Source organism: Stappia sp., from assembly GCF_048268045.1.
In the GTDB taxonomy this organism is placed as follows: domain Bacteria; phylum Pseudomonadota; class Alphaproteobacteria; order Rhizobiales; family Stappiaceae; genus Stappia.
The window spans coordinates 40,625-65,106 of record NZ_JBLWWG010000016.1 but is presented as its reverse complement, the minus strand read 5'-3'; the positions used below and the strand labels follow the sequence as shown (position 1 = coordinate 65,106).

Below are 24,482 nucleotides of genomic sequence, written 5' to 3'. Positions count from 1 at the left end.
TTCTGTCCCATTCGTTCGTCCTCCATCTGGCTCGAAAGCCTACTTCAAGAAGGACCACTTTTCTGGGGGCAGACCACGCACCGCGACGAATTTTCCCCGTCAACCGACCCCAGCCAAGCGGCGACCAGACCATTGCGCCAAGTCCTTGATCCGCTCCAAGCGGCATCAAATCCCATTCGAAATCGCGCCCGACCAGCGAATAGTAGACCTGATTGGCGACATAGCGCGGCCAGCCATAGCGGTCGGCGACGGCGAGCGATTTCATGATCTGCCAGCCGGAGAAATTCGAGATGCCGACATAGCGGACCTTGCCGGCGCGAACGAGCATATCGAGTGTCGCAAGAACTTCCTCGACAGGCGTGCTTGCATCGAAGGCATGAAGTTGCAGCAGGTCGATGTAATCAGTCTGCAAGCGGCGCAACGCATCCTCGACGGCCCGGATCAGCCGGAAGCGCGAGGAGCCCGCATCGTTCGGCCCGTCACCCATCGGCAGGCTGGTTTTGGTTGAAAGCAGCACCGTGTCGCGCCGCCCCTTAACTGCCTCGCCCAACACCTCTTCCGACTCGCCTTGCGAATAGACATCGGCGGTATCGAACAGGTTGACGCCGGCTTCCAGGCAAATGTCCACGAGACGGCGTGCCTCGGTCGCATCGGACGTGCCCCAGTTGCTGAACAGAGGGCCGGAGCCACCGAACGTGCCGGCACCGAAGCTGAGGACCGGCACCTTGAGGCCGGAGTTTCCAAGGGAGCGATATTCCATGAGAAGGTCCTTTCGGTTTCAGTTGATGGGTCAGCGACCGAGCAGAGCATCAAGGTCGACAGCCTCTGCCATCGCGCGATTGCCCTCGTCGCCGGGATGAAGATGATCCCCGGAATCGAATGCTGCCATGAGCCGCGTGGGATGTCCGGGATCACGGAGAACGGCGTCGAAATCCACGATGGCATCGAAGGCGTCGCTTTCCCTGATCCAGCGGTTAACCTCCTGGCGGAGCGCGTCCTTATCCGGGTGATAGTAGTTGCCGAGTGGCGTTCCGCTCAGCGCCCCCTCGAATGGCGGCAAGGTCGCCCCGATCAGACGGATGTTGTTGGCGCGGGCCAGCTCAATGACCTGCCGATAACCGGCGATCATCTGATCGAGGGTTGGGCGCGTCTGATCAGGTGCGAAATTCGTACCGGGCCAGGAAATGTCGTTGATGCCGATCAGAAGGACCACTGCCTTCACATTCGGTTGCGAGAACACATCGCGCTGTAGTCGCGCAGCGACGTTCACGCCCATTTTATCCTGAAGCAGCCTGCCACCCGAGATTCCGGCGTTCAGTACAGCAATCCGATGCGGCCCAAGCCTTTCGGCAAGAAAGTCGGACCAGCGGGTATCGGCATCCAGAGTTGCGCCGTTCCCATCGGTGATCGAATCCCCGATGACGATGACGGCCCCCTCATTCGGCGTATCGACCAGCACGTCAGTCAGAAGCAGGCGGGCGTCCGTCGCAGATGCCGCGGGGAAATCTTCCGCTGCGATGAGATTTCCATCCCCAAACCATGCCGTCTGGCGTCCATCCCAATGGAATGTGGTCAGCGGGGTATCTTCGGGCAGATAGATCGAGACAGCGAGGTCAGACCGGGCCTCGACCGCCATGTCCACCGGATCGCTGACAACCGGCGCACCGGGCGGGATGATGGTCCCATCCTGGCCGCCAAAAGCTACTTGGTGGAGTGTGCCGGGGATTGTCGCGCCGTTCTCGCCGGCCAATCCAACACTCGCGCCGCCAATCCGCAGGGGCTTTTCTCCATATGAATTGGAGAAAACCAAACGCACGCGCGAACCGCCAAGGCTGATCTGCGCGACTTGCCGGAAGGTTTGATCGCTTGCAGATACCGGAATCTTGGTCGGGAATGGGAAATCCGTCCCCCAGATCGGTTGCGGACTCGCCATCCACGTACCGACCCAGTTGCGCTCCTGATCCTGAGCCATGGCCAGCCCGGAAAGAGCTGAGGCGAGTGCAAACGCAATGGCAAAGGTTCCGGGACGAAGGGAGTTTTTGACGCGCGCTCGACAGGGGGGCACCGCTGAATACTTAGATGGCATCGTAATTCGATCCTGTCATTTGGGTTGTCTGATTTGGTTGACGGGTGCGATCTCCTGCGTTTGTCGTCCTGAAGGCGAGAAACGCAGTGGCTATGGCAAGCAGCGGGAAGATTGCGGCCGCAACGGCTGCAAAGGCGATGCCCGGGCCGTGGCCGATGACCATGCCGCTCGCCCATGCGCCGATGGCATTACGAGATTTAAGCTTGATGCGCGCACCACCGACTTTCGACAGCCCCCCATCTGCAAAGGCGCGACGGTGGCAAAGCCGGTTGCTCCCAGAAGGCCAGTGAAGACCTTGCCAATGTCCGGCTGTTCATTTCCCGAACGCCCCGTCCGTCAGAGCGTGGAACGTCAGCGGCATGATGAACTCCGATCTTCATTCGGTTCTATTTGCTGAGAGATAGACGAGCTGCGTTTGATGAAATAGACTGCATTTTTGAATATCACTTATGAGATGAAGTCATCATGGCACGTATTGAAATCAACCGATCCGGCGAGATGGAAGTGTTTGTCCGCGTGGTTGAACAGGGTGGCTTCTCGCCCGCAGCGCGTATCGCGGGAATGACGCCCTCGGCGGTCAGCAAGTTGATCGCACGGTTGGAGGCGCGGCTCGGCACGAGGTTGCTCAATCGTTCGACGCGCCAGCTTCAACTCACGCCCGAGGGCTGCACGTTTTATGAACGGGCGACACGAATCCTCGCCGATCTGGAGGACGCCGAACGGACGGCTGGCATGGGCGAAGAGGCGGTGGGCCGCGTGCGCATCAACACCAGCGCCTCATACTTCAATCACATACTTGCGCCAGTGCTGACGGATTTTCTGGCGCAGCATCCAGCCGTCACGCTCGACATCGTACAAACCGATGCCGTGGTTGATCTCCTTGCGGAGCGCATGGACGTTGCCGTCCGGGCCGGGCCAATGAAAAGCTCAAGCCTCGTTGCCCGCAAGCTCGGTGAGACGGCGCTGACCATCGTCGCTTCGCCTTCCTACCTGGAATGCCACGGCGAGCCGCGCAGCATTGCTGATCTCGAACAGCACAATCGACTTGGCTTTGGGTATGCACGCGCGGTTGATGGCTGGCGGCTGCGGGAAACTGACGAGGATAGGCTCGTACCTGCCACCGGCCGGGTGCAAGCCAGCGATGGCGAAGGCTTGCGCCATCTGGCGCTTTCGGGTGTTGGCCTTGCCCGCCTTGCGGACTTTACGGTGCGCGCAGATGTCGCCGCCGGAAGGCTCATACCGGTCCTCAGCAATCTCGACAGCGGCGAGAAAGAGGATTTTCACGCCGTCCATGTCGGCCAAGGTGGTCCGCTACCCTCGCGCGTTCGGGCGGTGCTGGACTTCCTGGCCGAGCGAGGGAAAGTGTCATGACGATAGTTCTGAGGGCTATGGCGTAGACGTGGTTCTCGGCTTTGCCGTCTTCGCCCCGCCATTTGCCGCTGAGCGCCACTATTCCCAGACTTTCGCGCGTTTTCTGTTCTTTCCGCCAGTTCCCACCCAATCCCGGCTCAGTGCCATATGTTCTTGCACGCTACAGTTACAGGAGCGTTCGCCATGCGGTGATCGCGGATGACACCGGGCTGCTCCTACCGCCGCCGCTCGAGCAGATAGCGGCTCGGCGGCTTGCCAACCATCTTTCGAAACATGGTCACGAAACTGCTGGCGCTTTCATAGCCGAGATCCATGGCGACCGCCTTGACCGTCTGGCCGGCACTCAACTGCCGCAAGGCAAGGACGATGTGCAACTGGCGGCGCCAGCGGCCGAAACTCATGCCCACCTCTTCCGCCAGCATACGGCTCAGGCTGCGCTCGCTGAGCGCGACGCGGGAGGCCCACTCCGCGACGGTCGCATGATCCGCAGGCGCCGCGATCAACAGGTCGGTGAGCTTCTTCAGGCGCGGGTCGCCAGGAATCGGGAGGCGGATGTCTTCGACCGGTGCCGCAGCCAGCTCATCGAAGATAACGGACACGATCCGGCCGTCCGGCCCGTCGACGTCATACAGCTCCGGTAGCTCGTTGGCCCGCAACAGCAAATGACTGAAAAAGCTCGACACCGTGATCGTGCAGCATTCATTCGGCAGGTTCGGAGCCTCAGGAGGTTCTATGAAGAGTGAAATGCACTCCACCTCGCCCGAACCGAAAACGGTATGGGGCAGCCCGCCGGGAATCCACACCGCGCATTGCGGCGGCACGATCCAGACCGCGTCTTCAACCTCGCAGTTGATAACACCACGGACGGTGAAAAGCAGTTGCGCTTTCTGATGCCGGTGTCGCGGCGACTGCTCCAGGGTTTCGAGACTGGCGACAGCGTTCGCCGCGACGAGAGCGCGAGGAATCTCATCCACATAAGCAAGCCAGTCGCAATGGGCGTCTACATACATCATGGGCCTCGGCATTTTCGTTTGGCCGGATTGAAACATGCAATTGCGGAATTGCGCAATGACGCCGACTGCCGGCTGCCTTATTGCTTTCGGGTAGAAGGCATGCGCGGCGATCGTGATCGCGCGCCTCTTCGAGAGGGGCGGCAGTTCAACTGCCCTGTCGAACACATTTGGACAGGAGTTTTGACGTGATCGAAGAAAACCCCGTCAAGCTTGCACTCGCATGGCTTGTTCCAGCCGTTGGCGCCGCAATATTTGTCACAATCCAATGCTTCTCTTACTTGAACGCCTATGTCGGTAGCGGCGGAGCGATGGAGGCCATGACGCTCGATCCCGCCGCGTTGTGGGGCGTATCTATTTTCTACGGTGCCTGGGTCGTGCCGCCGTTGCTGGCGCTTGTCGCAAGGCGCGCGACCGACTGGGCCATGCTCGTCCTCGGCGGTCTCCTTTGCGCCATGAGCACGCTCACCGGCGTTTTCGATGGATTGCGCGACGGCGGCCATCTCGTTGCCCTGGAGCTGTTGGCAGTCACGCTTCCGGGCGCGGTCGCGCTGATCATGTCGTGGCGACACATCCGCCCGAATTGAAACCATCCATCCCGGCAAGGAGACGATAGATGCCTTTGAACAGCACGGACTTCCCGCTCGTCTGGATGAGCTATGACGAGGGGCCCGATCACGACCATGATGAGGACTTCGAGGTGCTAGAGGCAAGCTTTAAGCGCGGCGCACCGTTCGTGATCTTGACCGACAACGCTCCGACCGAAGACCACGAGCACAGCCAGGAAGAAAAGAAGCGCACCGTGCTGTGGATGAAGAAACACAAGGCCGAACTGCAGAAATTTGTTCTGGCAATGATCGTGATTGAGCCGAGCGCCGCCAAGCGTATGGCATTCAAGCCTTTCGGTGTGGCCTTTGCCAAATTCTGGGGCCATCCGATGAAGCTTGCCGCGTCTCGCGAGGAGGCCATGGAGATCGCCAGGAAACTGCTTTCGGAGCACGCGGGGGCTGCAACGGCCTGACAAGCGACCGAGTGGACGACGCGAAGACGTTTTCCAGTAGCTTGCACGCTTCGATCAAGGTTCAGTCGGTAGGGGTATGGCGTGGGTATCGTGCCCATTGGTATCCCGCACGGCCCGCCATTTTCCGCTGATTGCCGTATATGATCCGATGTTGCCGTCGATCGCCGCACAACACTGCCTGTTCTGCGCTTCAGCCCGACAATTCCGGGATGCCGAAAGAGGCTGGCATCGGCCCTGTTCCGGTCGTTTCCAGTCTTCGCTTGGAGTGGCTGCTTTGAAATTTACCGGTTTCTCCCGATTGTGCGAAGGTATGTCCGCCCCTTGTTCAACGGAAGAAAGACATGGAAGCAAACCGACTGCACCGTGGACGCTTGATCGATCATATCCAACTTGTCGTGCGCGACCTCGCGGCGAGCGAAACCTTCTATAAGGCAGTCATGTCTGTGTTGGATATACCAGTTCTCAGCACGGACAACGGCTACTTCTTGGCCGATGAACTCATCGTATCCTCGGCAGACAGCGCCACAGCAGCGGGCGAATTGACGGGGCGACATCACCTCGCTTTCCAGGCGAAAGATCGCGCGATTGTCGATACCTTCTATAGCGTGGCCCTGGCCCACGGAGGGCGCGACAACGGCGCACCCGGAGTGCGGGCCTACCATCCGGGATACTACGCCGCTTTCGTCCTCGATCCCGATGGCAACAACATTGAGGCCGTCTATCAAGGCGAGGCGAAGCGCAACGTGCCGTCAGTCACGATCGAGTTTTAGCGTCGCCGCCCGAATCCGGGCTCGCGCATTGGCGTAAGCGGACGAGGTATTGAACTGGATCATGCGGCCCTTGGTCCATTTCCCGTACCAGGCGCCGCCATAGAGCTCCTCATCTGATAGGACCGTGATCGTCGCGATCAATCCTGCATTTGCCTCCTGCAGACGGGCCAGCAGTTCGTGCCATTGGACTGTGCTGCAATCTGAGTAGAATTTCTGAGCGAGCAGGCCAAGCTGGTTCCATTTGAATCCGGTCTCTGGATAGTCAACCGGCTCACCCCGGTCGTCGCGATCCAGCCATTTCAGAACCAACTCGTTCCATCCGACCAGATAAGCCACCAGATCGGCCGGGCTCATGGTGGTTCCGTTGGCATGGCCCTTCATCGTGACCTGACGTGCGTGGTTGGGCCGAACCTTCGCCAAATCCGTCATCAGCTTTTCGAACGCCGTCGTAATCGCAGTCAGCAATTCCGCCTTGGACGTTGGAACAGCCATGTATTTCCCTCATTTGAAGCATCGATCCTCGAAAAGATCCGGCCGTTTTCCCTTATCGTCAAAACTCCGCCGTTGCTCGGGTCGTGGTTCCCCCAAACACGAACACGCAGCTTGCCCACCTTGATGCTATTCCAGAGTTCCATGGACGGATATCCCGCAAGACCAGCAAACAGGCGCCCCTCCTCGCCGGTTGCGGCATCACCGGGTGGGCATCAAGGGATAGTCTTGCCCTGCTTAATCGCTGCGTTGATTTCGCTGCGATTAAGCAATTTTCCAAGGCGGCAAAAGTCGGCACGAGGCCCTGCCAAAAGTTAGCTCAGCAGGTCGCGGGCAATGATGGTTCGCTGGATCTCGGAGGAGCCTTCGTAAATCCGGAAGATCCGCAAGTCGCGCAGGTACCGTTCCAGCGGAAAGTCGCGGGTGTAGCCGTATCCGCCGTGGATCTGCAGCGCCCGGTCGGCGATGCGCCAGGCCGCCTCGCTGGCGTAGAGTTTGGCAAAGGCGGAGTCCCTCGAATAGCGCTCTCCCGTTCCGCGCTTGCGGGCGGCCTGCAACCCCAGGGCCCGCGCTGCAGCCAGTTCGGTGGCACTGTCGGCCAGCATCCATTGCAACCCCTGGAAATTGCCGATCGGCTGTCCGCCAACCTCGCGTTCCCGGGCATAGGACACAGCCGCATCCAGCGCGGCGCGCGCAATGCCGGTGGCCTGAGCGGCCACTTCGATACGGCCATTGTCCAACACCTTCATCGCGGTGCGGAACCCGGTGCCCTCGTCGCCCAGCCGGTTTTCCGCGGGCACGTGGCAGTCGAACGAGACCGGGAACACATGGCCGCCGCGCAGGCCCATGGTTTCCTCGTGCTTGCCGATCTCCACCCCGTCGATCCTGGCCGGTTCCACCACAAAGGCGCTGACCCCGCGGGCGCCGGCAGCACTGTCTGTCTTGGCGTAGACCACAATGAAATCCGCCTCCCCCGCATTGGAGATGAAGCACTTGGAGCCCTTCAGCCGGTAGCCGTCGCCCTCGCGGGTGGCGGTGCTGCGCATGTCCGCCGGGTTGGAGCCGGCCATCGGCTCCGTCAGGGCAAAGGCCCCCAGGGTCTCACCCGCCGCCGCCGCGGGCAGAATGCGCTGCTTCAGCGCCTCATCCGCCCCCAGAAGCAGCGAATCCGTGGCCAGGAAATGCGCGGTCAGCATCGAGGCGGTAGAGCCACAGGCGGCCGCGATGGCCTCCACCGCGTAGTAGAGCGCCGGCCCGGACAGGCCGATGCCGCCATGAGCTTCGGGCAGGTTCATCCCCATGATGCCCATCTCGGCCAACGCTGGACGATGCAGGGTCGCAAATCGGGACTTCGCATCGATTTCGGCGGCGGCAGGTGCCAGGACCTTGCCGGAGAACCGTTCGATCTGGTCGATGACGGCCTGCTCTTCGCTGTTCAGGTCAACGCTCATTGGGGCTCTCCCGGCTTGTGCCGCAGTTGTTGCAGAATGTCCTGGGTATGGGCGCCCAGGGCGGGCGCCGACTGACGTCCGCCCCGTGGCGCACCACTGAAATGCACTGGCTGCTCCGGCACGGTGACCGTGCCAAGGGCGGGATGATCCACCGTCGATGCCAGCCCGCGCGCCTGCGCTTGCGGCGAACCCCAGGCCTCGGACACCGAGCACAGGGCCGCGGACGGAATGCCCGCCTCGGACAGAATCGCCACAGCCTCCTTCGCGCTGCGGTCGGCGGACCAGCTTTCGATGTGCTGCGCCAGCGCCGGTTCGTTCTGCCGCCGCAAGGAATCGCTGGCAAAACGCGGATCGTCCGCCAGGTCCGGCGCGCCGATGGCGGCCGCGAAGCGCTCGAACAGCCGGTCGTTCAGCACCGCGACGGTGAAACCGCCATCTCTTGCCGGGTAGGTGCCAAAGGGGGCCGACAGCGCATGCTTGCTGCCCGTCCGCCTTGGCGTCTCGCCCGCCATGAGAGCCCGACAGGCCGCGACCGGCATCATCGACACCAACGCGTCGTAGAGCGCCAGATCGACATGCCGCCCCTTGCCGCTGCGGCTGCGGTCGAACAGAGCCACCATCGCCCCGAAGGCCGCGAACAGGCCGCCTGCAACATCGGCAAAGGCTTCGCCGACCATCATGGGCGGGCCGTCTTCGGCGCCGGTGATATCCATCAGCCCGCTCATCGCCTGGATGATGATGTCATAGGCCGGCTGCATCCGGTTCGGGCCCGTCTGGCCGAACCCGGACACGGAAACGTAGACCAGCCGGGGACAGGCCGCGCACAGCGTCTGCGCCCCCAGCCCGAACCGCTCCATCACACCGGGGCGGAAGTTCTCGACCAGCACGTCGCACTCTGCCGCCAGCGCCCGGGCCGCCGCCGCGCCTTCCTCGGACTTCAGATCCAGGACGATGGATTTCTTGCCGCGGTTCACCGATTGGAACAGCAGGCTCTCGCCGTCCTTGAACGGACCGATATGGCGGTAGTCGTCGCCCGCGGGGGGCTCTACCTTGATCACCTCCGCACCCAGATCCGCCATCAGCGCCGTGCAGTAGGGCCCGGCCAGGACGCGGGAGAAATCCAGCACCCGAACACCCTCGAGCGGCCTGCGGCCTGCCGGTTTGTCAGTTTCGAACATGCATCCCCCATCATTTGTTTGCTGGAGGATAGCGTGCGGCTGGGTATACTCGGAAATAAGAGGGCGATATAAAGGATATTCTCGTTTGAATATACCACTGAACTTCCGCCAGGTCGAAGTCCTGCTGGCGGTCGCGGACACAGGCAGCACCGCCGCGGCAAGCCGCGCGCTGAATACCTCTCAGCCCGCGGTTTCGCTGGCCATTTCCCGCTGCGAGGAGGTGTTCGGGCAGAAGCTCTTCATCCGCATCCCCGGACGCGGGATGGAACTCACCCCGTTCGGGCAGCACAAGCTCGCCCAACTGCGCGAATTGGAAAAGCAGGCGCGCTGGGTCCTGAGCTGCGGCGAGGGAACGCCGGAATTTCTGCATCTCGGGGTGTTTTCCACCCTTGGCCCGCGCTACGCGCCGCAGTTGGTGCGCGGCTTTCTGGAAGCCCGCCCCGACGCGGAAGTCCGCATCCTTGAAGGCGACCTGCAAACGCTGTTCGACTGGCTCAGCGAGGGCCGGATTGACCTGGCGCTGCTCTATGATTTCGGCATTCCGTCAGATTTCGTCATCAGGCCCTTGGCCGCGGCCGAGCCCTATGCCCTTCTGCCGCAGGGGCACAGGCTTGCAGGACGAAGCAGTCTGCGCGGCGAAGAACTGGCACAGGAGCCGATCATCCTGGTGAACCTGCCGCACAGCCGTGGCTATTTTCTGTCGCTGTTGCAGAATGCCAGTGTCCCGGTGCGGGTGGCCCACGAAACCGGCTCGATTGAAATGCTGCGCTCAATGGTGGCCAACGGGTTCGGTGTCGGCCTGTTGGCGACCGACCTGCCGGACGGCCCCTGCTACGATGGCAGTCCGGTCGTCCGGGTGCCCCTTGCAGGCCACCCGCCGCAGCATCAGATTGCCCTTGCCCATCGCGGCGCGGCACTCAAACGGCCAATTATCCAGGCCTTTACAGCCTTTACCGAAGCCTATTTCAACCCGCCAACCTGAGCGCCAGATGATCCCCGGCGCATATGCCGGTTATCCAGCCTTTGCCGCCCACCAAGGTGCGTGGGGGCAAGCGGATTGATGGCCGTCGGGTGTTGAACGAAACGCCACTGACAGCGAGAGGCGTAGCCGTTGCCACACCGATGTCGATGCGAGCATCAGGACGTCGCGGCCGCCAATATGCTTTTTAGTGCTGAGAGCAGAAACTCGTCTTGATAATGGCCCGCGGCAAAGGAAAGTCCGACCGGGCAGCTTTCAACGCTCAGAAATGGGGCCGAAATCTCGGGCAGACGGGCAACCCCGGAAAATGCGGTGATCGTCATCGTGCGGTTGTAGAAGTCCATCACCGCGTCGAGCGTATTCAACGCCCCCTTCAACGGCGCAATGACCGGCGTGGTTGGAAAACAGATTGCAGTGCCTGCGGGAAGCGCAGCGTTAATCCGTTCGAAGAGCCGCTCGCAACGCGTCACGCTCTTGAGGGCGGAAAGCCGATCGAACCGCCGCACATTCTCATAGGCCATGGAAAAGGTGACCCCGAGTTCCGGTTGCACCGTCTCGATCCAGTTGCCAAGCGTGCTCTGGAATTCCGCGGTCTGCAGATCGCGCAGCGCCCCCACATTGCAGGTGCTCAACGGAATGTCTTCTCCAATGAGCTGGGCGAAACGGATCGGCTCGACGGCAATGCCGGTGCGGCGCGCGATGTCGTCCAGCGACTGGCGCACCTGCTCTTGTACAGCAAGATCGGCGATCTCCATCGCATCGCTCAAAAGCAGTATCCGCGAAAGCGGCGTCACCGGCTTCGATCCGCTGCGCAACAAAACCCGCGCCGCCCTATCCAGATCGGCGAAGCTGGCTGCCAGAACCCCCACCGTGCTGACCCCTGGCATGAAGGGCAACACCCCGGCCTCGGAAATGCGGTGCAGGGATGGGCGCATGCCCCAGAGACCGCAAAGACTGGCCGGAACCCTTACCGAGCCCCCCGAATCCGTCCCGATTGAGACATCAGCCAATCCGTTGGCGACGGAGGCCGCCGATCCGCTGGACGATCCGCCGGGGATGCGCCGGGGAGCTTTTGCATTGCGCGGGGTGCCGAAAAACTGGCTTTCACCATCCAGACTATAGGTGAATTCGTCGGCAACGACCTTGCCCACGCAGCGTGCGCCCGCAGCGAGAAGCTGGTCCACGCAAAGCGCGTTGTGTACCGGCGCCGGATGCGTGTCCCGCCAAGCCGGACTGCCGTAGGAGGTGCGATGGCCTGCAATGTCGATATTGTCCTTCACGGTGAAGGTCATATTGTCGAGTGGGCCTTGATCCAAAGGCGGCAGGTCCAGCCTTTCGACAAGTGAGCCTGAAGGATCGGAAGCATTGGTCTGGGGCATGGGCAATCCTGATTGTTGAATAGCCCCTGGAGATTCGAAGGCGCCTTCTCCCGATATTTTGATGCAGGGAAGCCGTTACGGGCAAAGCCAATTTCCACGATGTTTTCAAGCGCGAGGCGGGCGCGCAGTTTCCTGGGCAGGGCTATCCCGCTGAGCGGCTCGGGTCACCAGCCTGCACGCGCTCTACGCGTGGCAGAGGATGTTCCCCAAGCCATCAGGGGGGATGGCAATCAGGTGGCAGGAAGCCGCCGTCTGAAGAATGAGCTGGATAGGCGCAGCCCCTCCTCCTCCCCGCAACATCCCGCCCGTTCGCGTCGGCTGCGGGTGGATGGTCCCGGCACGAGGTTGATCGACATCAGCCCGCGCCCGACCGGGCGGGGCTATGGTTCAGTCAGCCAAGGGTCGGCGATCTCCTTTCACGCCGGCTCGAGTCGGCTACAGCACCCTCCCCGGCAGCCGCTTTTGCGCGCCGGGCGGTGGTTCGAGAAAGGGACGCAGTCATGCAAATTCAGATCAACACCGACGAGAACGTGGCCGGCGGGGACGACCTGTCCGCCCGTATTTCGGCCGAGATCCACAACCGTCTGGACCGCTTCAGTCAGCACATCACCCGTATCGAGGTGCACCTCAGCGACCAGGACGGCAAGAAGACCGGCTCTTCCGACAAGCGCTGCCTCATCGAGGCACGCCTGGAGGGACGCCAGCCGGAAGCGGCCAGCAAACGCGCCGCGACGCTTGAAGGCGCCTATTCGGGAGCTGCCAAAAAATTGCGGCGCGCGCTCGAGACCACCCTGGGCAGGGTCAATCACGTGAAGGGTGCCGAAACCATCCGGACCGGCGATCACTAGGAGAGCGCCTTTCACCCCTTGCCCAACTCAACGCACCCAGGAGACACAGGATCATGGTCGAGAAACAACCCGGCACGTCAGCCCCGAAAGGCAGCCGCAAAACCACGCCCGGTCAGGACAAGATATCCGGCAAGGCTTCAGATGGCTTGACGCAACATGATGCCGTCGATCGGCCCGGCTTCGACCTGGGCGGTGCAACGGGCAAGATGACCGCGGGAACAGGGCTCGGCCTCGGCACGGACGCGGCTGAAAGTCGCCGCGCCCGACGTCTGCCGGGGCGCCGAGGCAAACCCATGTAGGGTCCCGCCCCGCCGCCGACACGGCGCGTTGCGCGGAGTCGGCGGGCATCGGCCAATCGACCGACAGATCGGCCGCTCGACAGGCCGGCCGCATCCCCGGTCACGAACTGGTGGAAGCCCGGTCGATGCCTGCGTCGATCCAGGAACGCGTCTGTTCCAGAACCTCCTGCGACAGTTCCGGATCCTCGATCGCCCGCGAGAGGATCACGGCCCCCACCATGGCAGCCCAGCTCGCGATCGCCATTTGACGCCCGTCCGCAGCCGCAGCCGCCGGAAGCGCCTTGCTGAACCGGTCGATCTGCGCCCGGATGCCCTCCTCCAGTGCCGCGCGCGCCGCCGGGGTCTGGTGACGGACATCGGCGGCCAGACACGCGGTCGCGCAGCCCTCGGCGGCATTGTCGCGATGCCCGGGCGAGAGATAGGCCGCGACGAAGGCGTGAAGATCGCCCTCCCCCTCCCCGCCGCTGGCAAGACCATGGGCCAGCGCCTGCGCGATCAGATCGTCCTTCGACCTGAAATGGCCATAGAAGCCGCCATGGGTGAGGCCGGCGGCCTTCATCACCTCCACGACACTGACCGCGTCAAACCCTTTTTCACGGAACAACTGGCTGGCCGAATCCAGGATCCGTCGGCGATTTTCCGCCATTTGTTCTCGGGTGACCCGCATTTCCGGAATTCTCCGCAAGCGCCATTGAAATTCACATGAGGCCATCACACCTAACGACAATCATGATGCCTATCATGAATATAGGCACACCCGCAGGAGAGAGCAATCCGATGCTGCAACTCCACCGTTTCCGCTGACCGGCATGACGTCCGCCATGCCCCGGACACAAGCGTTTACTGACCTTCGAAGCGGCAGGCCGACAGGCGCCGCAACGCAAAAAGATGAAGGAATACCCATGACCGAGACGTCGCTCTTCGAACCCTTCGCGCTTGGCGACCTGACACTTGCCAACCGCATCGTCATGGCTCCGCTAACGCGCAATCGCGCGGATGCCGGCTTCGTCCCCGGCGCGCTTGCCGCGGAATATTACAGCCAGCGCGCCTCGGCCGGCCTGCTGATCTCGGAGGCTTCCCAGATTTCGCAACAGGGCCAAGGCTATCAGGACACGCCCGGCATCTACACCCGGGCTCAGATCGAGGGCTGGCGGAAGGTCACCGACGCCGTGCATGGCAAGGGAGGCCGGATCTTCCTTCAGCTCTGGCATGTGGGGCGCATTTCGCATGTCGACCTGCAGGAGAACGGCGGCGCGCCGGTGGCGCCCTCGGCCATCCGCGCCGAAGGCAAGACATTCGTGAACAACGCCTTCACCGACGTCTCGATGCCGCGAGCGCTCGATCTGGACGAGATCCCGGGGATCGTCGGCGACTTTCGACAGGCGGCGGCGAACGCCATTGCGGCCGGCTTCGACGGCGTCGAGATCCACGGTGCCAACGGCTACCTGCTGGACCAGTTCGCCAAGGACGGCGCGAACACGCGCACCGACGCTTATGGTGGCTCGATCGAGAACCGCGCCAGGCTGATGCTCGAGGTGGCGGCCGCCGTCGCCGATGAGATCGGCGCTGGGCGCACCGGCATCCGGATCTCGCCGGTGTCTCCGGCCAATGGCATCACGACCAGCGATCCCCAGGCCCAGTTCGACCATATCGTCGACCGGCTCGATGCTCTGGGGCTCGTCTATCTCCATGTGGTCGAGGGTGCCACCGGCGGCCCGCGCGACATCGCGCCCTTCGACTATGGCTCCCTGCGCCGCCGCTTCCGCAACGCCTATATCGCCAATAACGGCTACGATCTTGCACTCGCGACGTCGAGCCTGGCCGAAGGCAAGGCCGACCTGTTCGCCTTCGGCCGGCCGTTCATCTCCAATCCCGACCTGGTGGAGCGGCTGAAGAGCGGCGCGCCGCTGGCGGAGATCGACCGGGCGACGCTCTACGGCGGCGGCGCAGCCGGCTACACGGACTATCCGACGCTTGCCGACGCAAGCGGGTCCTGACCCATCGGGGTCGCGCGCCAGCGCGCGGCCCCAGCCCCGGACGAAACACGGCCCCGGCCGACCCTGGTTGCGGCGAAAGGGTCAGCCCCCCAGAAGCGCGAAGCCCACCGAGGCGACCAGCATGACCGCGAAGACGATGTTCACCGCCCGGCCGACGACCGGGTTGGTCAGGGCTTTCGAGAAGGTCGCGCCGAAGGCAAGCCAGAGCGTGTTGACGATGACGATGACGACGGCCAACGCGGCGAGCTTGCCGAAGGCGTCCGCCCTCAGGTCCTGCGCGACGAGCGTGTGGCCCGCGTAGACCGCACCAATCGCGGCGAAGGCCTTGGGATTGGCCACCGCGAGGCTGAAGCCCGGCACGAAGGCTGGGGCCTGCTCGGCGCGCGCCGCGATGCGGCCGATGGGAGCGGTGGCGATCTTCCAGGCGAGATAGAGGATATAGGCGGCGGCAAGCACGCTGAGCCCCACCAGCAGAACGGGCTGCGACAGCACCAGCGCGGTTACGCCGGTGGCGATCAGCAGCAGTACCGCCGTCGTTCCGGCAATAATGCCAGCCAGATAGCGCAAGCTGGCGCGAAAGCCGAAGGCGATGCCGAGACCGGCGAGGCTGAGCGTTGCCGGCCCCGGACTTCCCATCAACGGGAAGGCGGCGAGCCACAGAAGCAGAAGATCATTCTCCATGGGCGGTGGTCTCCACGGGACAGCGCATTGGGGAAAGAGACGAGGCGCTTACGCCCACAACATGCCAAGCGCGAGCACGAGACGCCAGACCCGATCTCGCGGAACAACGACCGCCTCCGAGCCACGGGCATGTCCGGCGCTAGGTGGCGGCGGCCGGTCCGTCCTGCGGCGGCGGCGGGCCGACATAGCTGGCGCGTGGCCGAATGAGCTTGTCGTCGGTGCGTTGTTCCAGCGCATGGGCAATCCAGCCGACGGTTCGCCCGACCGCGAACAGGGCAAGAGCCGCGCCCGGCGGCAGGTCGAAGGCGCGGCGGATCGACACCAGGGCGAAGTCAATGTTCGGCGACTTTCCGGTCGCTTCCGCCATGGCCGCGACAAGCCCGGACCGGCTTGCATCCTCCGGCAGCAGGGGGAGGAGCGCAGCGGCTCTTGGATCTCCGTCCGGATAAAGCGGATGACCGAAGCCCGGCACGCCCTCGCCGCGCCGAAGCCTGCTCTCGACCACGGCCGCCGGATCCCCCTTGCCGTCGCTTTCCTCCAGCAGGATTTCCACCAGACTGGTGGTGCCGCCATGCAAGGGGCCGCTCAAGGCCGACAGGCCGGCGTTGAGGCAGGCACCCAGGGAGGCGCCGGTCGAGGCAACGACGCGCGCCGCGAATGCGGAGGCATTCAACTCGTGATCGGCGAGCAGCACCAGCGCACGGCGGACGATATCGGCGGCCTCGGCATCGAGCCCCCAGGCGGCGGCGAGATGTGCGTGCGCGCACCCGGTACCGGGCGCGGTCGCGCTGGCCGCAGCGACGGTGGCGCGCAACAAGGCGGCCGCGCCCGGCCACAGCCGCAGGCTGTCGCGCTGCCAGGCCGTCGACCGGCCCGAGGAAACGAACGGCAGCAACGCCTGGCACCGCTCGGTCAGCGGCAGCTGTGAGGCCAGCGCCCTCAGTTCGTCGCTCCAAAGCGCAATGTCGGGATCTTGTGCGGCGAAGGGATCATGGTCGCCGCACCCCCAGAGCAACCGGGCGGTGTCCTCGAGCGATGCTCCTTCCGCCCAGACGGCGGCATCGCGCCCGCGAAAGAAGAGATGGCCATTCTCGATCAGCGAAATGCCCGAGGACAGAACCGGCAGCCCCCAGTCCAGCGTCGTCGCCGCCACCTCGCGCGGCCGCCGGCCAACGGTCTTGCGCTTCCGAAGTTGCTCGATGTCGTGGACATCGTAGAGCCGCTTGCGCGGGTTTCGCGGGTCCGGCGCGGTGCGCACAAGGCCGCGACTGACATAGGCATAAAGGGTCGCGCGGCTGACACCGAGCGCCCCGGCCGCCGCCTCCGCGTTGAGGAACTTCTCTTGTCCGGGCATTGTCCAACATGGATTGATTGGTTGAATCAAGATTGACTATATATACTCGTCCGCCATCCTCGCCGGTGTCAACCAGGAGGATTGCCATGACCAATCAAGCCAAGTTTCTCACCCCGGCGCTGGCCGTTGCGCCGCCGGCACCCGGCCTTGACGATGTCATCGCCGCCGAAACCATGCTGAGCTTCGTAGACGGAGAAGCCGGGCGGCTGGTCGTGCGCGGGCATGAGCTGGCGGAGATCGCCGGCCAGGGCTATGAGGCCGTCCTGGCGCTGCTGTGGCGGGATCTTGCGCCCGGGACCATGGACCGAAACGCCCTGCGTGCGGCGCTCGGCGAGGCGCGCGTGAGGGTCCACCAGCAACTCCTGCCACTGCTTCCCGCAACGGACGGCCTGTCGCAGGTCGAGGCCTTGCGGCTGCTGCTTTCCGCGCTGGGCGATGAGGAAAGTTCCCCGCACCATGTGGTCGCCGTCGCCGCCGTGGCGGTCTTTACCGCAGCCATCGCGCGCCGCCGGGCCGGTGCGCCGCCGGTCGCCCCCGACGCCGCGCTCAGCCTTTCCGCCGATCTTCTGCGAATGCTCCACGGCACTCCGGCGGCGCGGGAAAAGATCGACGCCCTCGACGCCTATCTCGTGACCGTCGCGGATCACGGGCTCAATGCCTCGACGTTCACGGCACGGGTGATCACCTCGACCCGGGCGGGCCTCTTCTCCTCGGTGGTCGGTGGCCTTTGCGCGCTGAAGGGGCCGCTGCACGGCGGCGCGCCCGGCCCCGTTCTCGACATGCTGGACGCAATCGGCGAGGAAAGCCGCATTCGTCCGTGGATCGTCGATGCGCTGGCGCGCGGCGAGCGGCTGATGGGCTTCGGCCACCGCATCTACCGGGTGCGCGACCCGCGCGCGGATGTCCTCAAGGCGGTCGTTTCCAACCTTCGCGAGAACGCCGCCCGCATTCGCTTTGCCGAGAAAGTGGAGAGCGAAGCTCTGGCGCTTCTGGCACGGAAGAAGCCTCTGCGCCCGCTACAGACCAACGTGGAATTCTACACCGCGCTGGTCCTGGAAGCCGTCGGCTTCCCGCGTGAGAGCTTCACCAATGTCTTTGCGGTGGGGCGCATGGCGGGCTGGACGGCGCATGTGCTCGAACAGGAAAAGACCGGCCGTCTCATCCGCCCCCAGTCCAGCTATGTCGGCCCGATGCCGGAGGCTGCCGCCGCGCGCCAGGCATGAAAAAAGGGCGGGGAGCCGTTTTCGGCCCACCCGCCCCTCAGGCAACGTCGCGCGGAGGTAGCGTTCCGCGCGGCGACAATCAGATGCAGCGGCCGCCGTCGACCTCGAGCAGGACGCCGGTGACGAACTCGGCCTCATCGGAAGCGAGGAAGCCGCAAGCCTTGGCGATGTCGAGCGGACGCGACATGCGGCCGAGCGGAATGCCGGCGACGATCTTGGCGCGGGTCTCGGGGGTATCCTCGCCCGGCAGGAACTGGTCGGTCAGGCCGGTCTCGCCCATCACCGGGTTGATGCCGCAGACGCGGATCTTGCGGTCGGCCAGTTCCACGGCCATCGACTTGGTGATGGCGATCACCGCACCCTTGCTGCCGTTGTACCAGGTCAGGCCCGGACGCGGGCGCACGCCGGCGGTCGAGGCGATGTTGATGATGACGCCGCCGCCGTTCTTCTCCAGCGCGGGAACGCCGTGCATGGCGGCGTGGTAGATCGACTTCACGTTGACGTCGAACACCTTGTCATAGGTCTTCTCGTCGACAAGCAGCATCGACTGGTTCTTGTGCGTCGTGCCGGCGTTGTTGATGATGATGTCGAGCTTGCCGAAGCGCTCGATGGCGGCCTCGATCATGGCCTTGGTGTCATCGCCGCTGGTCACGTCCGCCTTGAACGCGCTGGCGTTGGCGCCGATGTCGGCGGCAACCTTCTCGGCCGCGTCGGCACGGATGTCGACCACAAGCACCTTGGCACCCTGCTCGGCGAAATAGTGAGCAATGCCCTCGCCGTAGCCGCCGCCGGCGCCGGTGATGATCGCGACCTTGTCCTGAAGCTTCATTCTGAGTTCACTCCTGATGCGGCTCGGGCCTCTGCCCTCACCTGTAGAACAGCTCGACCGCGCCCAGCGAGATCATCGGCACATAGGTGACCAGAAGAACGCAGGCCAGGACGACGAGCACCATGGGCACCAGCGCCGGAATGATCTTCTGGATCGATATTCCGGCGACGGCGCAGGCTGCGAAGAGATTGACGCCGACCGGCGGCGTGAACATGCCGAGCGCAAGATTGACGACGATGATCAGGCCGAAGTGAACCGGGTCGACCCCGTAGCTCACCGCGATGGGCGCGAGCAGCGGCGCGAGCACGAGGATGGCCGCCGAAGTCTCGATGAACATGCCGACGAAGAACAGGAACACGTTCACCGCGATCAGGAAGCTGTATTTGTCGGTGAAGACGGCATTGACCCATTCGGCGATGATCGAGGGAAGACCGCTGCGGGTGACGAGGAACGAGAACAGCCCGGCGCCGGCAATGATGATCATGATCACCGTGCTCGACACGGCCGAGCTGCGCAGCGCCACATAGATCTTCTCGAACGTCAGCGTGCGATAGACGAGCACACCCACGGCGAGCGCATAGACCACGGCGATGGCAGAGGCTTCCGTCGGCGTGAAGACGCCTCCATAGATGCCGCCGAGCACGATCAAAGGCATCAGCAGAGCCCATCCCGCATGCACCAGCGCACGAAAGAAGCTCTTGCGCTCGTCACCATCCATCTTTCCGTAGCCCTTCACCCGGCACAGCACCAGCAGGTAGATGAAGAGCGCGGCGGCGACGAGGATGCCCGGGCCGATGCCGGCCAAGAAAAGCTGACCGATGGAGGTCTCCGTCGCCACGCCATAGAGGATGAGCGGGATCGACGGCGGAATCAACACGCCAAGCTCGGCCGACGAGGCCTGGATCGCGGCGGCGGTGCCGATCGGATAGCCGTGCTTGACCATCGCCGGAATGAGGATGACGCCGATGGCGAAGGTGGTGGCGACGGATGATCCCGACACGGATGCGAAGATCATGCAGGTCACGACGCAGGTGCAGGCCAGCCCGCCCTGGATGCCGCCGACCATCGACTTGGCGAGCTCGACGAGCCGTTCCGAGATGCCGGCGGCGGCCATCAGGTTGCCGGACAGGATGAACAACGGCACGGCAAGCAGCGGGAAGGAATCGATGCTGGTGAAGATGCGCTGCACGGCCAGCAGCAACGGCACATGCGAGAACAACGCGATGCCGAAGGCGCTGGCCAGCACCAGCGAAACACCGATGGGAACGGCAACGGCAAAGAGAATTAGCAGCGAAAAGGCCAGAGCCGCGTTCATACCTGGCCCTCCACATCCTTGATTTCGTCGGTCCCTTCGTTCCTCTCCTCGGTGAGATTGAGGAACAGGCGGACAATGACGCCGGGCACGGCGAAGGCGGCTCCCGTGGGAAGCGCCGCATAGACCCAGGCGATGCTGATCTCCAGCCCCGCCAGGTTCTGGCGCTGCACCCGCAAGGCCATCGCCGTTCCGTACCAGATGAGCAGGCCGAGGAAGGTGAGCGAGGCGATGCCGATGACGATGAAGAGCAGCTTGCGCAGCGGCCGCGGCGAGACGTCGAGCAGGAAGTCGACCGCAATCATCACGCCCTGGCGGAACGCGGCTGCAAGCCCCATGAACACCATCCACATCATCGTCGATCGCGCCGCCACTTCCGACCAGGCAGAGGGGTGATCGAAGACGAAGCGCGTGACCACCTGATAGAAGGTGAGAGCGACGATGATTGCGAGGGCCGCAATCGAGCATTCAAGAGCGACGCGGGTGATCCGGCGCTCGAGGCCTAGGAACCATTGCATGTACGAACTCCTGCCGGGGTGACCGCGCGCAAGGCGGGCCACCCCGGGGACAACGTCGGTGGAGTGGGTCTTATTCCTGAGCGGCCTGAATGCGCTTCAGCATGGTGTCGCCGTACTTGGCGACATAGGTGTCATAAGCCGGGCTGACGGCCTTCTGGAACGCCGCCTGATCGACCTTCTCGACGACCTTCATGCCGTGCTCGCGCAGCAGCGAGACGCCGTTTGCCTCATCGGCCTCGACCTTGGCGCGGGTCGCAGCGACGCCAGCCTTGGCCGCCTCGCGGAACCAGCCCTTCTCCTCGTCGGAGAGACCGTCCCACAGGCTCGGCGAAGCAAGGATGATCGCCGGCGAGTAGACGTGGCCGGTCAGCGTCAGGTTGTCCTGCACTTCCCAGAACTTGGACGCGGTGATCACCGGGATCGGGTTTTCCTGACCGTCGATGACATGCTGCTGCAGGGCCGCGAAGACCTCCGGGAAGGCCATCGGCGTCGGCGAGGCGCCAGCGGCGCGGAACGCCTCCATGTGCACCTGGTTCTCCATGGTGCGGATCTTCAGCCCGTCGAGGTCGGCGGGCGTGTTGACCGGATGCTTGGAGTTGGTGATGTGGCGGAAGCCGTTCTCCGACCAGGCAAGCGCGACGAGATTGTTCTCGCTGACCTTGTCGAGCAGCTCCTGGCCGATCGGGCCGTCAAGGATGGCGCGCGCGTTGGCGTAGTCCTTGAAGAGGAACGGCAGGTCGAGGACAAGCGCTTCGGGCACGAAATTGCCGAGCGGGCCGGTCGAGGACACGGTCAGCTCGACCGAGCCGATCTGCAGCCCCTCGATCACGTCGCGCTCGCCGCCGAGCGCGCCAGCGGCCTGCTCGCGGATCTCGTACTTGCCGTCGCTCAGCTCCGCGAGCTTCTTGCCGAAGGCCTGCACGCCCATGCTGTAGTGGGAATTCTGCGCAGTGGAATGCGCGAAGTTCAAGACGGTCTGCGCCATTGCCGTACCGGTAAAGGCAACGGAAATGGCAATGGCGGACACTGCCGCCAGACTGCGGATGCGAAACATATCAGATCTCCTCCCACGGTGACTCGATCACCTGTCTTTGAGTGTGGCGTCCGACACCTATCCAGTCAATATATTTTACAACTTGATGAGAAGCTGTAAGGTGATCATATTCGACACCTTCGCCTGCCCGCGAGACAGTCAGCCGACTTGCCGCCCCGGCGGGCGCAACACGTTCGGCACCGGCGGAAAGACCTGGACATGGACAAGGCGGCAACATCGCAACGGCCGACGGATTTCGCCTTCGGCGCACTGCAACACAGCAAGGCCGAGCGGCTCGCCGACAAGGTCTACGAGAACCTGTTTCACGCCATCGTGACGGGCATGATCGCGGCCGGCACCAAGCTGCCGTCGGAAAATGTCCTGGCCGGCGAGTTCGACGTGTCCCGCCCGGTGCTGCGCGAGGCGCTCGACAAGCTGCGCGCCGACGGGTTGGTCTTCTCCGTGCGGGGCTCTGGAAATTTCGTCAAGAACGCCGTCAGTTCGACCCCGGTGGAGGCGAGCGCGGGCGACGAGGACCGCGATGCGCTGGAGCGGATCGGCGACCTTCTCAACGGCATCGAATTGCGGCTTCTGGTTGAGCCGCAGGCAGCCTATTTCGCCGCGCAACGCCGCGGCCCCGCCGACATCGAGCGCATGAACACGGCGCTTGAGCGCTATGACGAGGCGCTCGACAAGAACTCGATCCTGCATGCCCACGACTACGCGTTTCACGAGGCCGTCGCCATGGCGAGCTGCAATCCGCGCATCGTGGCGACGCTGAAATCGCTGGAATACGACGTCTCCCGCTCGGTGAACCTGATGCGCTTCCTGACACGCTTTCCGCCGCTGGTGCGTGCGGCCGCGGTCCGCGTCGAGCACCGGGAGATCTTCGAGCACATCGAGGCCGGCGCCGCGACCAAGGCGAAGCGGGCGATGCGCAATCACATCGAGCATGCCCGAAGCCGGATGCTGAGCAGCCGCACCGAATTCTGACCCCCCTGCCCGAGCTTCCTGCGAAACAGAGCGAACGAAAAAGGGGCGGCGCATGGCGCCGCCCCTGTCGTTTCGAAAGGCCTTTCCGAGGAAACGGCCCTGGCGTCAGCCGTGTTTCATCACCACGGTCTTGATGGTGGTGAAGCTGACCATGCCCTCGAACGCCTTCTCACGCCCATAGCCGGACCGCTTCATGCCACCGAAGGGCAGCTCGATGCCGCCGCCGGCGCCATAGTTGTTGATGAAGACCTGGCCGGACTCGATGGCATGCGCGCAGCGCATCTGGCGGCCGCCATCGCGGGTCCAGACCGAAGCCGTCAGGCCGTAAGGCGTTGCATTGGCGAGACGAATGGCCTCGGCTTCATCCTCGAAGGGGAACGCGGCCAACACCGGCCCGAAGACCTCATCCTGGGCAATCGTGCTCTGCGGGGACGCGCCGTCGACGAGCATCGGCGGATAGTAGAAGCCATCCTTGGGCGCGCCGTCGGCAAGCGTCGCCCGCGCGACGACCTTGGCGCCGTCGGCAAGAGCCGCTTCGACCAGCATCGTCACGCGCTGAAGCTGCTTGGCGCTGATAATGGGGCCGCAATCGAGATCGTCGGCACCCGGGCCGGTCTTGAGCGCGGAGAACCGCCTGGTCAGTTCGGCCATCACCTTGTCGTAGATCGAACGCTGGATCAGCACGCGGCTGCCGGCAGCGCAGGTCTGTCCGGCGTTCTGCACGATGGCGTTGACGACGACGGGCAGCGCCTCGTCGAGGTCGGCGTCCTCGAAGAGGATCTGGGGCGACTTGCCGCCAAGCTCGAGCGTCACCGGGATCTGGTTTTCCGCCGCCGCCTTGGCGACCGCCGTGCCGGTCTGCGGCGAGCCGGTGAAGGAGATGTGGTTGATGCCGACGTGGGCGGCGAGTGCCGCTCCGGCTTCCATGCCAAGCCCGCAAACGATGTTCAGCGCACCGGCCGGGAGGCCTGCCTCAAGCGCCAGCTCGCTGATCTTGAGCGGCGTCAGGCAGGCGTCCTCGGCCGGCTTGACGACGCAGGCGTTGCCGGCAGCAAGCGCGCCGCCGACCGAGCGGCCGAAGATCTGCGAGGGGTAGTTCCACGGGATGATGTGGCCGGTCACGCCATGCGGCACGCGCAGCGCCATGACCGTCATGCCCTTGGAATATGGAATGGTTTCGCCGTGGTGCTTGTCCGCGGCCGAGCCGTAGTACTCGAAGTAGCGTGCCGTCGCGGTGATGTCGGCACGGGCCTGCTTCATCGGCTTTCCGGTGTCCAGGCTCTCGAGCTTGGCGAGGTCCTCGAAGTTGTCGAGGATCAGCGCCGAAAGACGCATCAGCACGCGGCCGCGTTCGGTCGCCGTCATCGCCCCCCAGGGGCCCTCATAGGCGGCGCGCGCCGCCTCGACGGCGCGATCGACCTCAGCCTGTCCGCCGCGCGGCAACCGGGCGAAGACGGCTCCGGTCGAAGGATCGAGAACGTCGATACCGCCCTTGTCGGCGCGATCGACGATCTCGCCGTTGATCAGGTGGCCGAAGGCGGTGATGGAAGTCTTGTCCAGCATTTGTCTGCACTTTCCGTTCGCGATTGCCGGCGGTCGATGCGGCCGCGGGCGCAAGAAAACCTGACGGGCCCGGCCGAGACCGGACCCTCTCGTTGCGG

Annotated in this window: 25 protein-coding genes; 10 read left to right on the top strand and 15 right to left on the bottom strand. The window is 63.9% G+C overall.

The features are described from left to right. A partial coding sequence (locus ACN0WF_RS18855) for an aldo/keto reductase (RefSeq protein ID WP_417774310.1) occupies positions 1–760 on the bottom strand: 760 nt, incomplete at its 3' end. A 30-nt stretch (positions 761–790) separates the two neighbouring features. After that, positions 791–1,972, bottom strand: coding sequence for an SGNH/GDSL hydrolase family protein (locus tag ACN0WF_RS18850; RefSeq protein WP_417774309.1), 1,182 nt, complete (start codon positions 1,970–1,972; stop codon positions 791–793). A gap of 579 nt (positions 1,973–2,551) precedes the next feature. On the opposite strand from ACN0WF_RS18850, the gene ACN0WF_RS18845 reads away from it, so the two are divergent. Then, entirely contained in the window at positions 2,552–3,457 is a 906-nt protein-coding gene (locus tag ACN0WF_RS18845) for a LysR family transcriptional regulator (RefSeq protein ID WP_417774308.1), read from the top strand. Between the two features lie 215 nt (positions 3,458–3,672). Here ACN0WF_RS18845 and ACN0WF_RS18840 read toward each other — a convergent pair whose 3' ends face one another. Then, entirely contained in the window at positions 3,673–4,470 is a 798-nt protein-coding gene (locus ACN0WF_RS18840; protein WP_417774307.1) for an AraC family transcriptional regulator, read from the bottom strand. 185 nt (positions 4,471–4,655) lie between these two features. Between ACN0WF_RS18840 and ACN0WF_RS18835 the strand changes: the two genes are divergently transcribed. The 3 genes from ACN0WF_RS18835 to ACN0WF_RS18825 all read left to right on the top strand — a co-directional run bounded on the left by ACN0WF_RS18835 (position 4,656) and on the right by ACN0WF_RS18825 (position 6,258). Continuing rightward, the gene (locus tag ACN0WF_RS18835) at positions 4,656–5,054 is read left to right on the top strand and encodes a hypothetical protein (RefSeq protein ID WP_417774306.1); all 399 of its coding nucleotides are present in this window, start codon (positions 4,656–4,658) and stop codon (positions 5,052–5,054) included. Between the two features lie 29 nt (positions 5,055–5,083). Then, a complete protein-coding gene (locus ACN0WF_RS18830; RefSeq protein WP_417774305.1) occupies positions 5,084–5,488 on the top strand; it encodes a hypothetical protein in 405 nt (134 codons plus the stop codon). A 341-nt stretch (positions 5,489–5,829) separates the two neighbouring features. Continuing rightward, a complete protein-coding gene (locus ACN0WF_RS18825) occupies positions 5,830–6,258 on the top strand; it encodes a VOC family protein (RefSeq protein WP_417774304.1) in 429 nt (142 codons plus the stop codon). On the opposite strand, the gene ACN0WF_RS18820 is transcribed toward ACN0WF_RS18825, so the two are convergent. The 3 genes from ACN0WF_RS18820 to ACN0WF_RS18810 form a co-directional block, all read right to left on the bottom strand. Continuing rightward, positions 6,238–6,750, bottom strand: a complete 513-nt coding sequence (locus ACN0WF_RS18820) for a ClbS/DfsB family four-helix bundle protein (protein WP_417774303.1) — start codon at positions 6,748–6,750, stop codon at positions 6,238–6,240. The two genes, ACN0WF_RS18825 and ACN0WF_RS18820, sit on opposite strands and share 21 nt — an antisense overlap. Before the next feature lie 311 nt (positions 6,751–7,061). Next, positions 7,062–8,198: an acyl-CoA dehydrogenase family protein gene (locus ACN0WF_RS18815; protein WP_417774302.1), complete on the bottom strand. Its 1,137-nt coding sequence runs from the start codon at positions 8,196–8,198 to the stop codon at positions 7,062–7,064. Continuing rightward, the gene (locus ACN0WF_RS18810; protein WP_417774301.1) at positions 8,195–9,376 is read right to left on the bottom strand and encodes a CaiB/BaiF CoA transferase family protein; all 1,182 of its coding nucleotides are present in this window, start codon (positions 9,374–9,376) and stop codon (positions 8,195–8,197) included. The genes ACN0WF_RS18815 and ACN0WF_RS18810 overlap by 4 nt, the downstream gene beginning before the upstream one ends. 85 nt (positions 9,377–9,461) lie before the next feature. Here ACN0WF_RS18810 and ACN0WF_RS18805 point away from each other — a divergent pair, with 85 nt between their 5' ends. Continuing rightward, positions 9,462–10,358 (top strand): LysR family transcriptional regulator, encoded by an 897-nt coding sequence (locus ACN0WF_RS18805; protein WP_417774300.1) that lies wholly within the window; start codon positions 9,462–9,464, stop codon positions 10,356–10,358. Positions 10,359–10,513: 155 nt separating this feature from the next. Here ACN0WF_RS18805 and ACN0WF_RS18800 read toward each other — a convergent pair whose 3' ends face one another. Then, the gene (locus ACN0WF_RS18800) at positions 10,514–11,734 is read right to left on the bottom strand and encodes an amidase family protein (RefSeq protein ID WP_417774299.1); all 1,221 of its coding nucleotides are present in this window, start codon (positions 11,732–11,734) and stop codon (positions 10,514–10,516) included. A gap of 500 nt (positions 11,735–12,234) precedes the next feature. Between ACN0WF_RS18800 and ACN0WF_RS18795 the strand changes: the two genes are divergently transcribed. Beyond that, positions 12,235–12,582 carry an HPF/RaiA family ribosome-associated protein gene (locus ACN0WF_RS18795; protein ID WP_417774298.1) on the top strand — a complete coding sequence of 116 codons (348 nt, stop codon included), beginning with the start codon at positions 12,235–12,237 and terminating at the stop codon, positions 12,580–12,582. A gap of 53 nt (positions 12,583–12,635) precedes the next feature. After that, positions 12,636–12,881: a hypothetical protein gene (locus tag ACN0WF_RS18790; protein WP_417774297.1), complete on the top strand. Its 246-nt coding sequence runs from the start codon at positions 12,636–12,638 to the stop codon at positions 12,879–12,881. 100 nt (positions 12,882–12,981) lie between these two features. Here the strand turns inward: ACN0WF_RS18790 and ACN0WF_RS18785 are convergent, their stop codons facing one another. After that, positions 12,982–13,548 (bottom strand): TetR/AcrR family transcriptional regulator, encoded by a 567-nt coding sequence (locus tag ACN0WF_RS18785; RefSeq protein ID WP_417774296.1) that lies wholly within the window; start codon positions 13,546–13,548, stop codon positions 12,982–12,984. Between the two features lie 235 nt (positions 13,549–13,783). On the opposite strand from ACN0WF_RS18785, the gene ACN0WF_RS18780 reads away from it, so the two are divergent. Next, the gene (locus ACN0WF_RS18780) at positions 13,784–14,878 is read left to right on the top strand and encodes an alkene reductase (protein WP_417774295.1); all 1,095 of its coding nucleotides are present in this window, start codon (positions 13,784–13,786) and stop codon (positions 14,876–14,878) included. An 81-nt stretch (positions 14,879–14,959) separates the two neighbouring features. Here ACN0WF_RS18780 and ACN0WF_RS18775 read toward each other — a convergent pair whose 3' ends face one another. Both ACN0WF_RS18775 and ACN0WF_RS18770 read right to left on the bottom strand, forming a co-directional pair. Then, positions 14,960–15,559, bottom strand: coding sequence for a LysE family translocator (locus tag ACN0WF_RS18775; RefSeq protein WP_417774294.1), 600 nt, complete (start codon positions 15,557–15,559; stop codon positions 14,960–14,962). A 139-nt stretch (positions 15,560–15,698) separates the two neighbouring features. After that, entirely contained in the window at positions 15,699–16,913 is a 1,215-nt protein-coding gene (locus tag ACN0WF_RS18770) for a citrate/2-methylcitrate synthase (protein WP_417774293.1), read from the bottom strand. 86 nt (positions 16,914–16,999) lie between these two features. Between ACN0WF_RS18770 and ACN0WF_RS18765 the strand changes: the two genes are divergently transcribed. Continuing rightward, positions 17,000–18,136 (top strand): citrate synthase/methylcitrate synthase, encoded by a 1,137-nt coding sequence (locus ACN0WF_RS18765; protein ID WP_417774292.1) that lies wholly within the window; start codon positions 17,000–17,002, stop codon positions 18,134–18,136. Positions 18,137–18,215: 79 nt separating this feature from the next. Here ACN0WF_RS18765 and ACN0WF_RS18760 read toward each other — a convergent pair whose 3' ends face one another. From ACN0WF_RS18760 to ACN0WF_RS18745, 4 genes are all read right to left on the bottom strand, one after another. Then, a complete protein-coding gene (locus ACN0WF_RS18760; protein WP_417774291.1) occupies positions 18,216–18,965 on the bottom strand; it encodes a glucose 1-dehydrogenase in 750 nt (249 codons plus the stop codon). Positions 18,966–19,002: 37 nt separating this feature from the next. Next, a complete protein-coding gene (locus ACN0WF_RS18755; protein WP_417774290.1) occupies positions 19,003–20,280 on the bottom strand; it encodes a TRAP transporter large permease in 1,278 nt (425 codons plus the stop codon). After that, positions 20,277–20,795 carry a TRAP transporter small permease gene (locus ACN0WF_RS18750; RefSeq protein ID WP_417774289.1) on the bottom strand — a complete coding sequence of 173 codons (519 nt, stop codon included), beginning with the start codon at positions 20,793–20,795 and terminating at the stop codon, positions 20,277–20,279. Before ACN0WF_RS18750 ends, ACN0WF_RS18755 begins: the two co-directional genes overlap by 4 nt. Before the next feature lie 70 nt (positions 20,796–20,865). After that, positions 20,866–21,849: a TRAP transporter substrate-binding protein gene (locus ACN0WF_RS18745; protein ID WP_417774288.1), complete on the bottom strand. Its 984-nt coding sequence runs from the start codon at positions 21,847–21,849 to the stop codon at positions 20,866–20,868. Positions 21,850–22,047: 198 nt separating this feature from the next. Here ACN0WF_RS18745 and ACN0WF_RS18740 point away from each other — a divergent pair, with 198 nt between their 5' ends. After that, positions 22,048–22,821: a FadR/GntR family transcriptional regulator gene (locus ACN0WF_RS18740; protein WP_417774287.1), complete on the top strand. Its 774-nt coding sequence runs from the start codon at positions 22,048–22,050 to the stop codon at positions 22,819–22,821. Positions 22,822–22,926: 105 nt separating this feature from the next. On the opposite strand, the gene ACN0WF_RS18735 is transcribed toward ACN0WF_RS18740, so the two are convergent. Continuing rightward, on the bottom strand, positions 22,927–24,384 hold the full coding sequence (locus ACN0WF_RS18735) for an aldehyde dehydrogenase family protein (protein ID WP_417774286.1): 1,458 nt from the start codon (positions 24,382–24,384) through the stop codon (positions 22,927–22,929). Positions 24,385–24,482: the final 98 nt, after the last annotated feature.

What these genes read in the sequence shown, in the direction of transcription:
- ACN0WF_RS18740 (WP_417774287.1), top strand. Translation starts at nt 22,048, where the DNA reads ATGGACAAGGCGGCAACATCGCAACGGCCGACGGATTTCGCCTTCGGC.
- ACN0WF_RS18770 (WP_417774293.1), bottom strand. Translation starts at nt 16,913, where the DNA reads ATGCCCGGACAAGAGAAGTTCCTCAACGCGGAGGCGGCGGCCGGGGCG.
- ACN0WF_RS18780 (WP_417774295.1), top strand. Translation starts at nt 13,784, where the DNA reads ATGACCGAGACGTCGCTCTTCGAACCCTTCGCGCTTGGCGACCTGACA.
- ACN0WF_RS18825 (WP_417774304.1), top strand. Translation starts at nt 5,830, where the DNA reads ATGGAAGCAAACCGACTGCACCGTGGACGCTTGATCGATCATATCCAA.
- ACN0WF_RS18790 (WP_417774297.1), top strand. Translation starts at nt 12,636, where the DNA reads ATGGTCGAGAAACAACCCGGCACGTCAGCCCCGAAAGGCAGCCGCAAA.
- ACN0WF_RS18850 (WP_417774309.1), bottom strand. Translation starts at nt 1,972, where the DNA reads ATGGCTCAGGATCAGGAGCGCAACTGGGTCGGTACGTGGATGGCGAGT.
- ACN0WF_RS18840 (WP_417774307.1), bottom strand. Translation starts at nt 4,470, where the DNA reads ATGATGTATGTAGACGCCCATTGCGACTGGCTTGCTTATGTGGATGAG.
- ACN0WF_RS18845 (WP_417774308.1), top strand. Translation starts at nt 2,552, where the DNA reads ATGGCACGTATTGAAATCAACCGATCCGGCGAGATGGAAGTGTTTGTC.
- ACN0WF_RS18800 (WP_417774299.1), bottom strand. Translation starts at nt 11,734, where the DNA reads ATGCCCCAGACCAATGCTTCCGATCCTTCAGGCTCACTTGTCGAAAGG.
- ACN0WF_RS18795 (WP_417774298.1), top strand. Translation starts at nt 12,235, where the DNA reads ATGCAAATTCAGATCAACACCGACGAGAACGTGGCCGGCGGGGACGAC.
- ACN0WF_RS18830 (WP_417774305.1), top strand. Translation starts at nt 5,084, where the DNA reads ATGCCTTTGAACAGCACGGACTTCCCGCTCGTCTGGATGAGCTATGAC.
- ACN0WF_RS18750 (WP_417774289.1), bottom strand. Translation starts at nt 20,795, where the DNA reads ATGCAATGGTTCCTAGGCCTCGAGCGCCGGATCACCCGCGTCGCTCTT.
- ACN0WF_RS18775 (WP_417774294.1), bottom strand. Translation starts at nt 15,559, where the DNA reads ATGGAGAATGATCTTCTGCTTCTGTGGCTCGCCGCCTTCCCGTTGATG.
- ACN0WF_RS18810 (WP_417774301.1), bottom strand. Translation starts at nt 9,376, where the DNA reads ATGTTCGAAACTGACAAACCGGCAGGCCGCAGGCCGCTCGAGGGTGTT.
- ACN0WF_RS18785 (WP_417774296.1), bottom strand. Translation starts at nt 13,548, where the DNA reads ATGCGGGTCACCCGAGAACAAATGGCGGAAAATCGCCGACGGATCCTG.
- ACN0WF_RS18755 (WP_417774290.1), bottom strand. Translation starts at nt 20,280, where the DNA reads ATGAACGCGGCTCTGGCCTTTTCGCTGCTAATTCTCTTTGCCGTTGCC.
- ACN0WF_RS18815 (WP_417774302.1), bottom strand. Translation starts at nt 8,198, where the DNA reads ATGAGCGTTGACCTGAACAGCGAAGAGCAGGCCGTCATCGACCAGATC.
- ACN0WF_RS18745 (WP_417774288.1), bottom strand. Translation starts at nt 21,849, where the DNA reads ATGTTTCGCATCCGCAGTCTGGCGGCAGTGTCCGCCATTGCCATTTCC.
- ACN0WF_RS18735 (WP_417774286.1), bottom strand. Translation starts at nt 24,384, where the DNA reads ATGCTGGACAAGACTTCCATCACCGCCTTCGGCCACCTGATCAACGGC.
- ACN0WF_RS18765 (WP_417774292.1), top strand. Translation starts at nt 17,000, where the DNA reads ATGACCAATCAAGCCAAGTTTCTCACCCCGGCGCTGGCCGTTGCGCCG.
- ACN0WF_RS18760 (WP_417774291.1), bottom strand. Translation starts at nt 18,965, where the DNA reads ATGAAGCTTCAGGACAAGGTCGCGATCATCACCGGCGCCGGCGGCGGC.
- ACN0WF_RS18820 (WP_417774303.1), bottom strand. Translation starts at nt 6,750, where the DNA reads ATGGCTGTTCCAACGTCCAAGGCGGAATTGCTGACTGCGATTACGACG.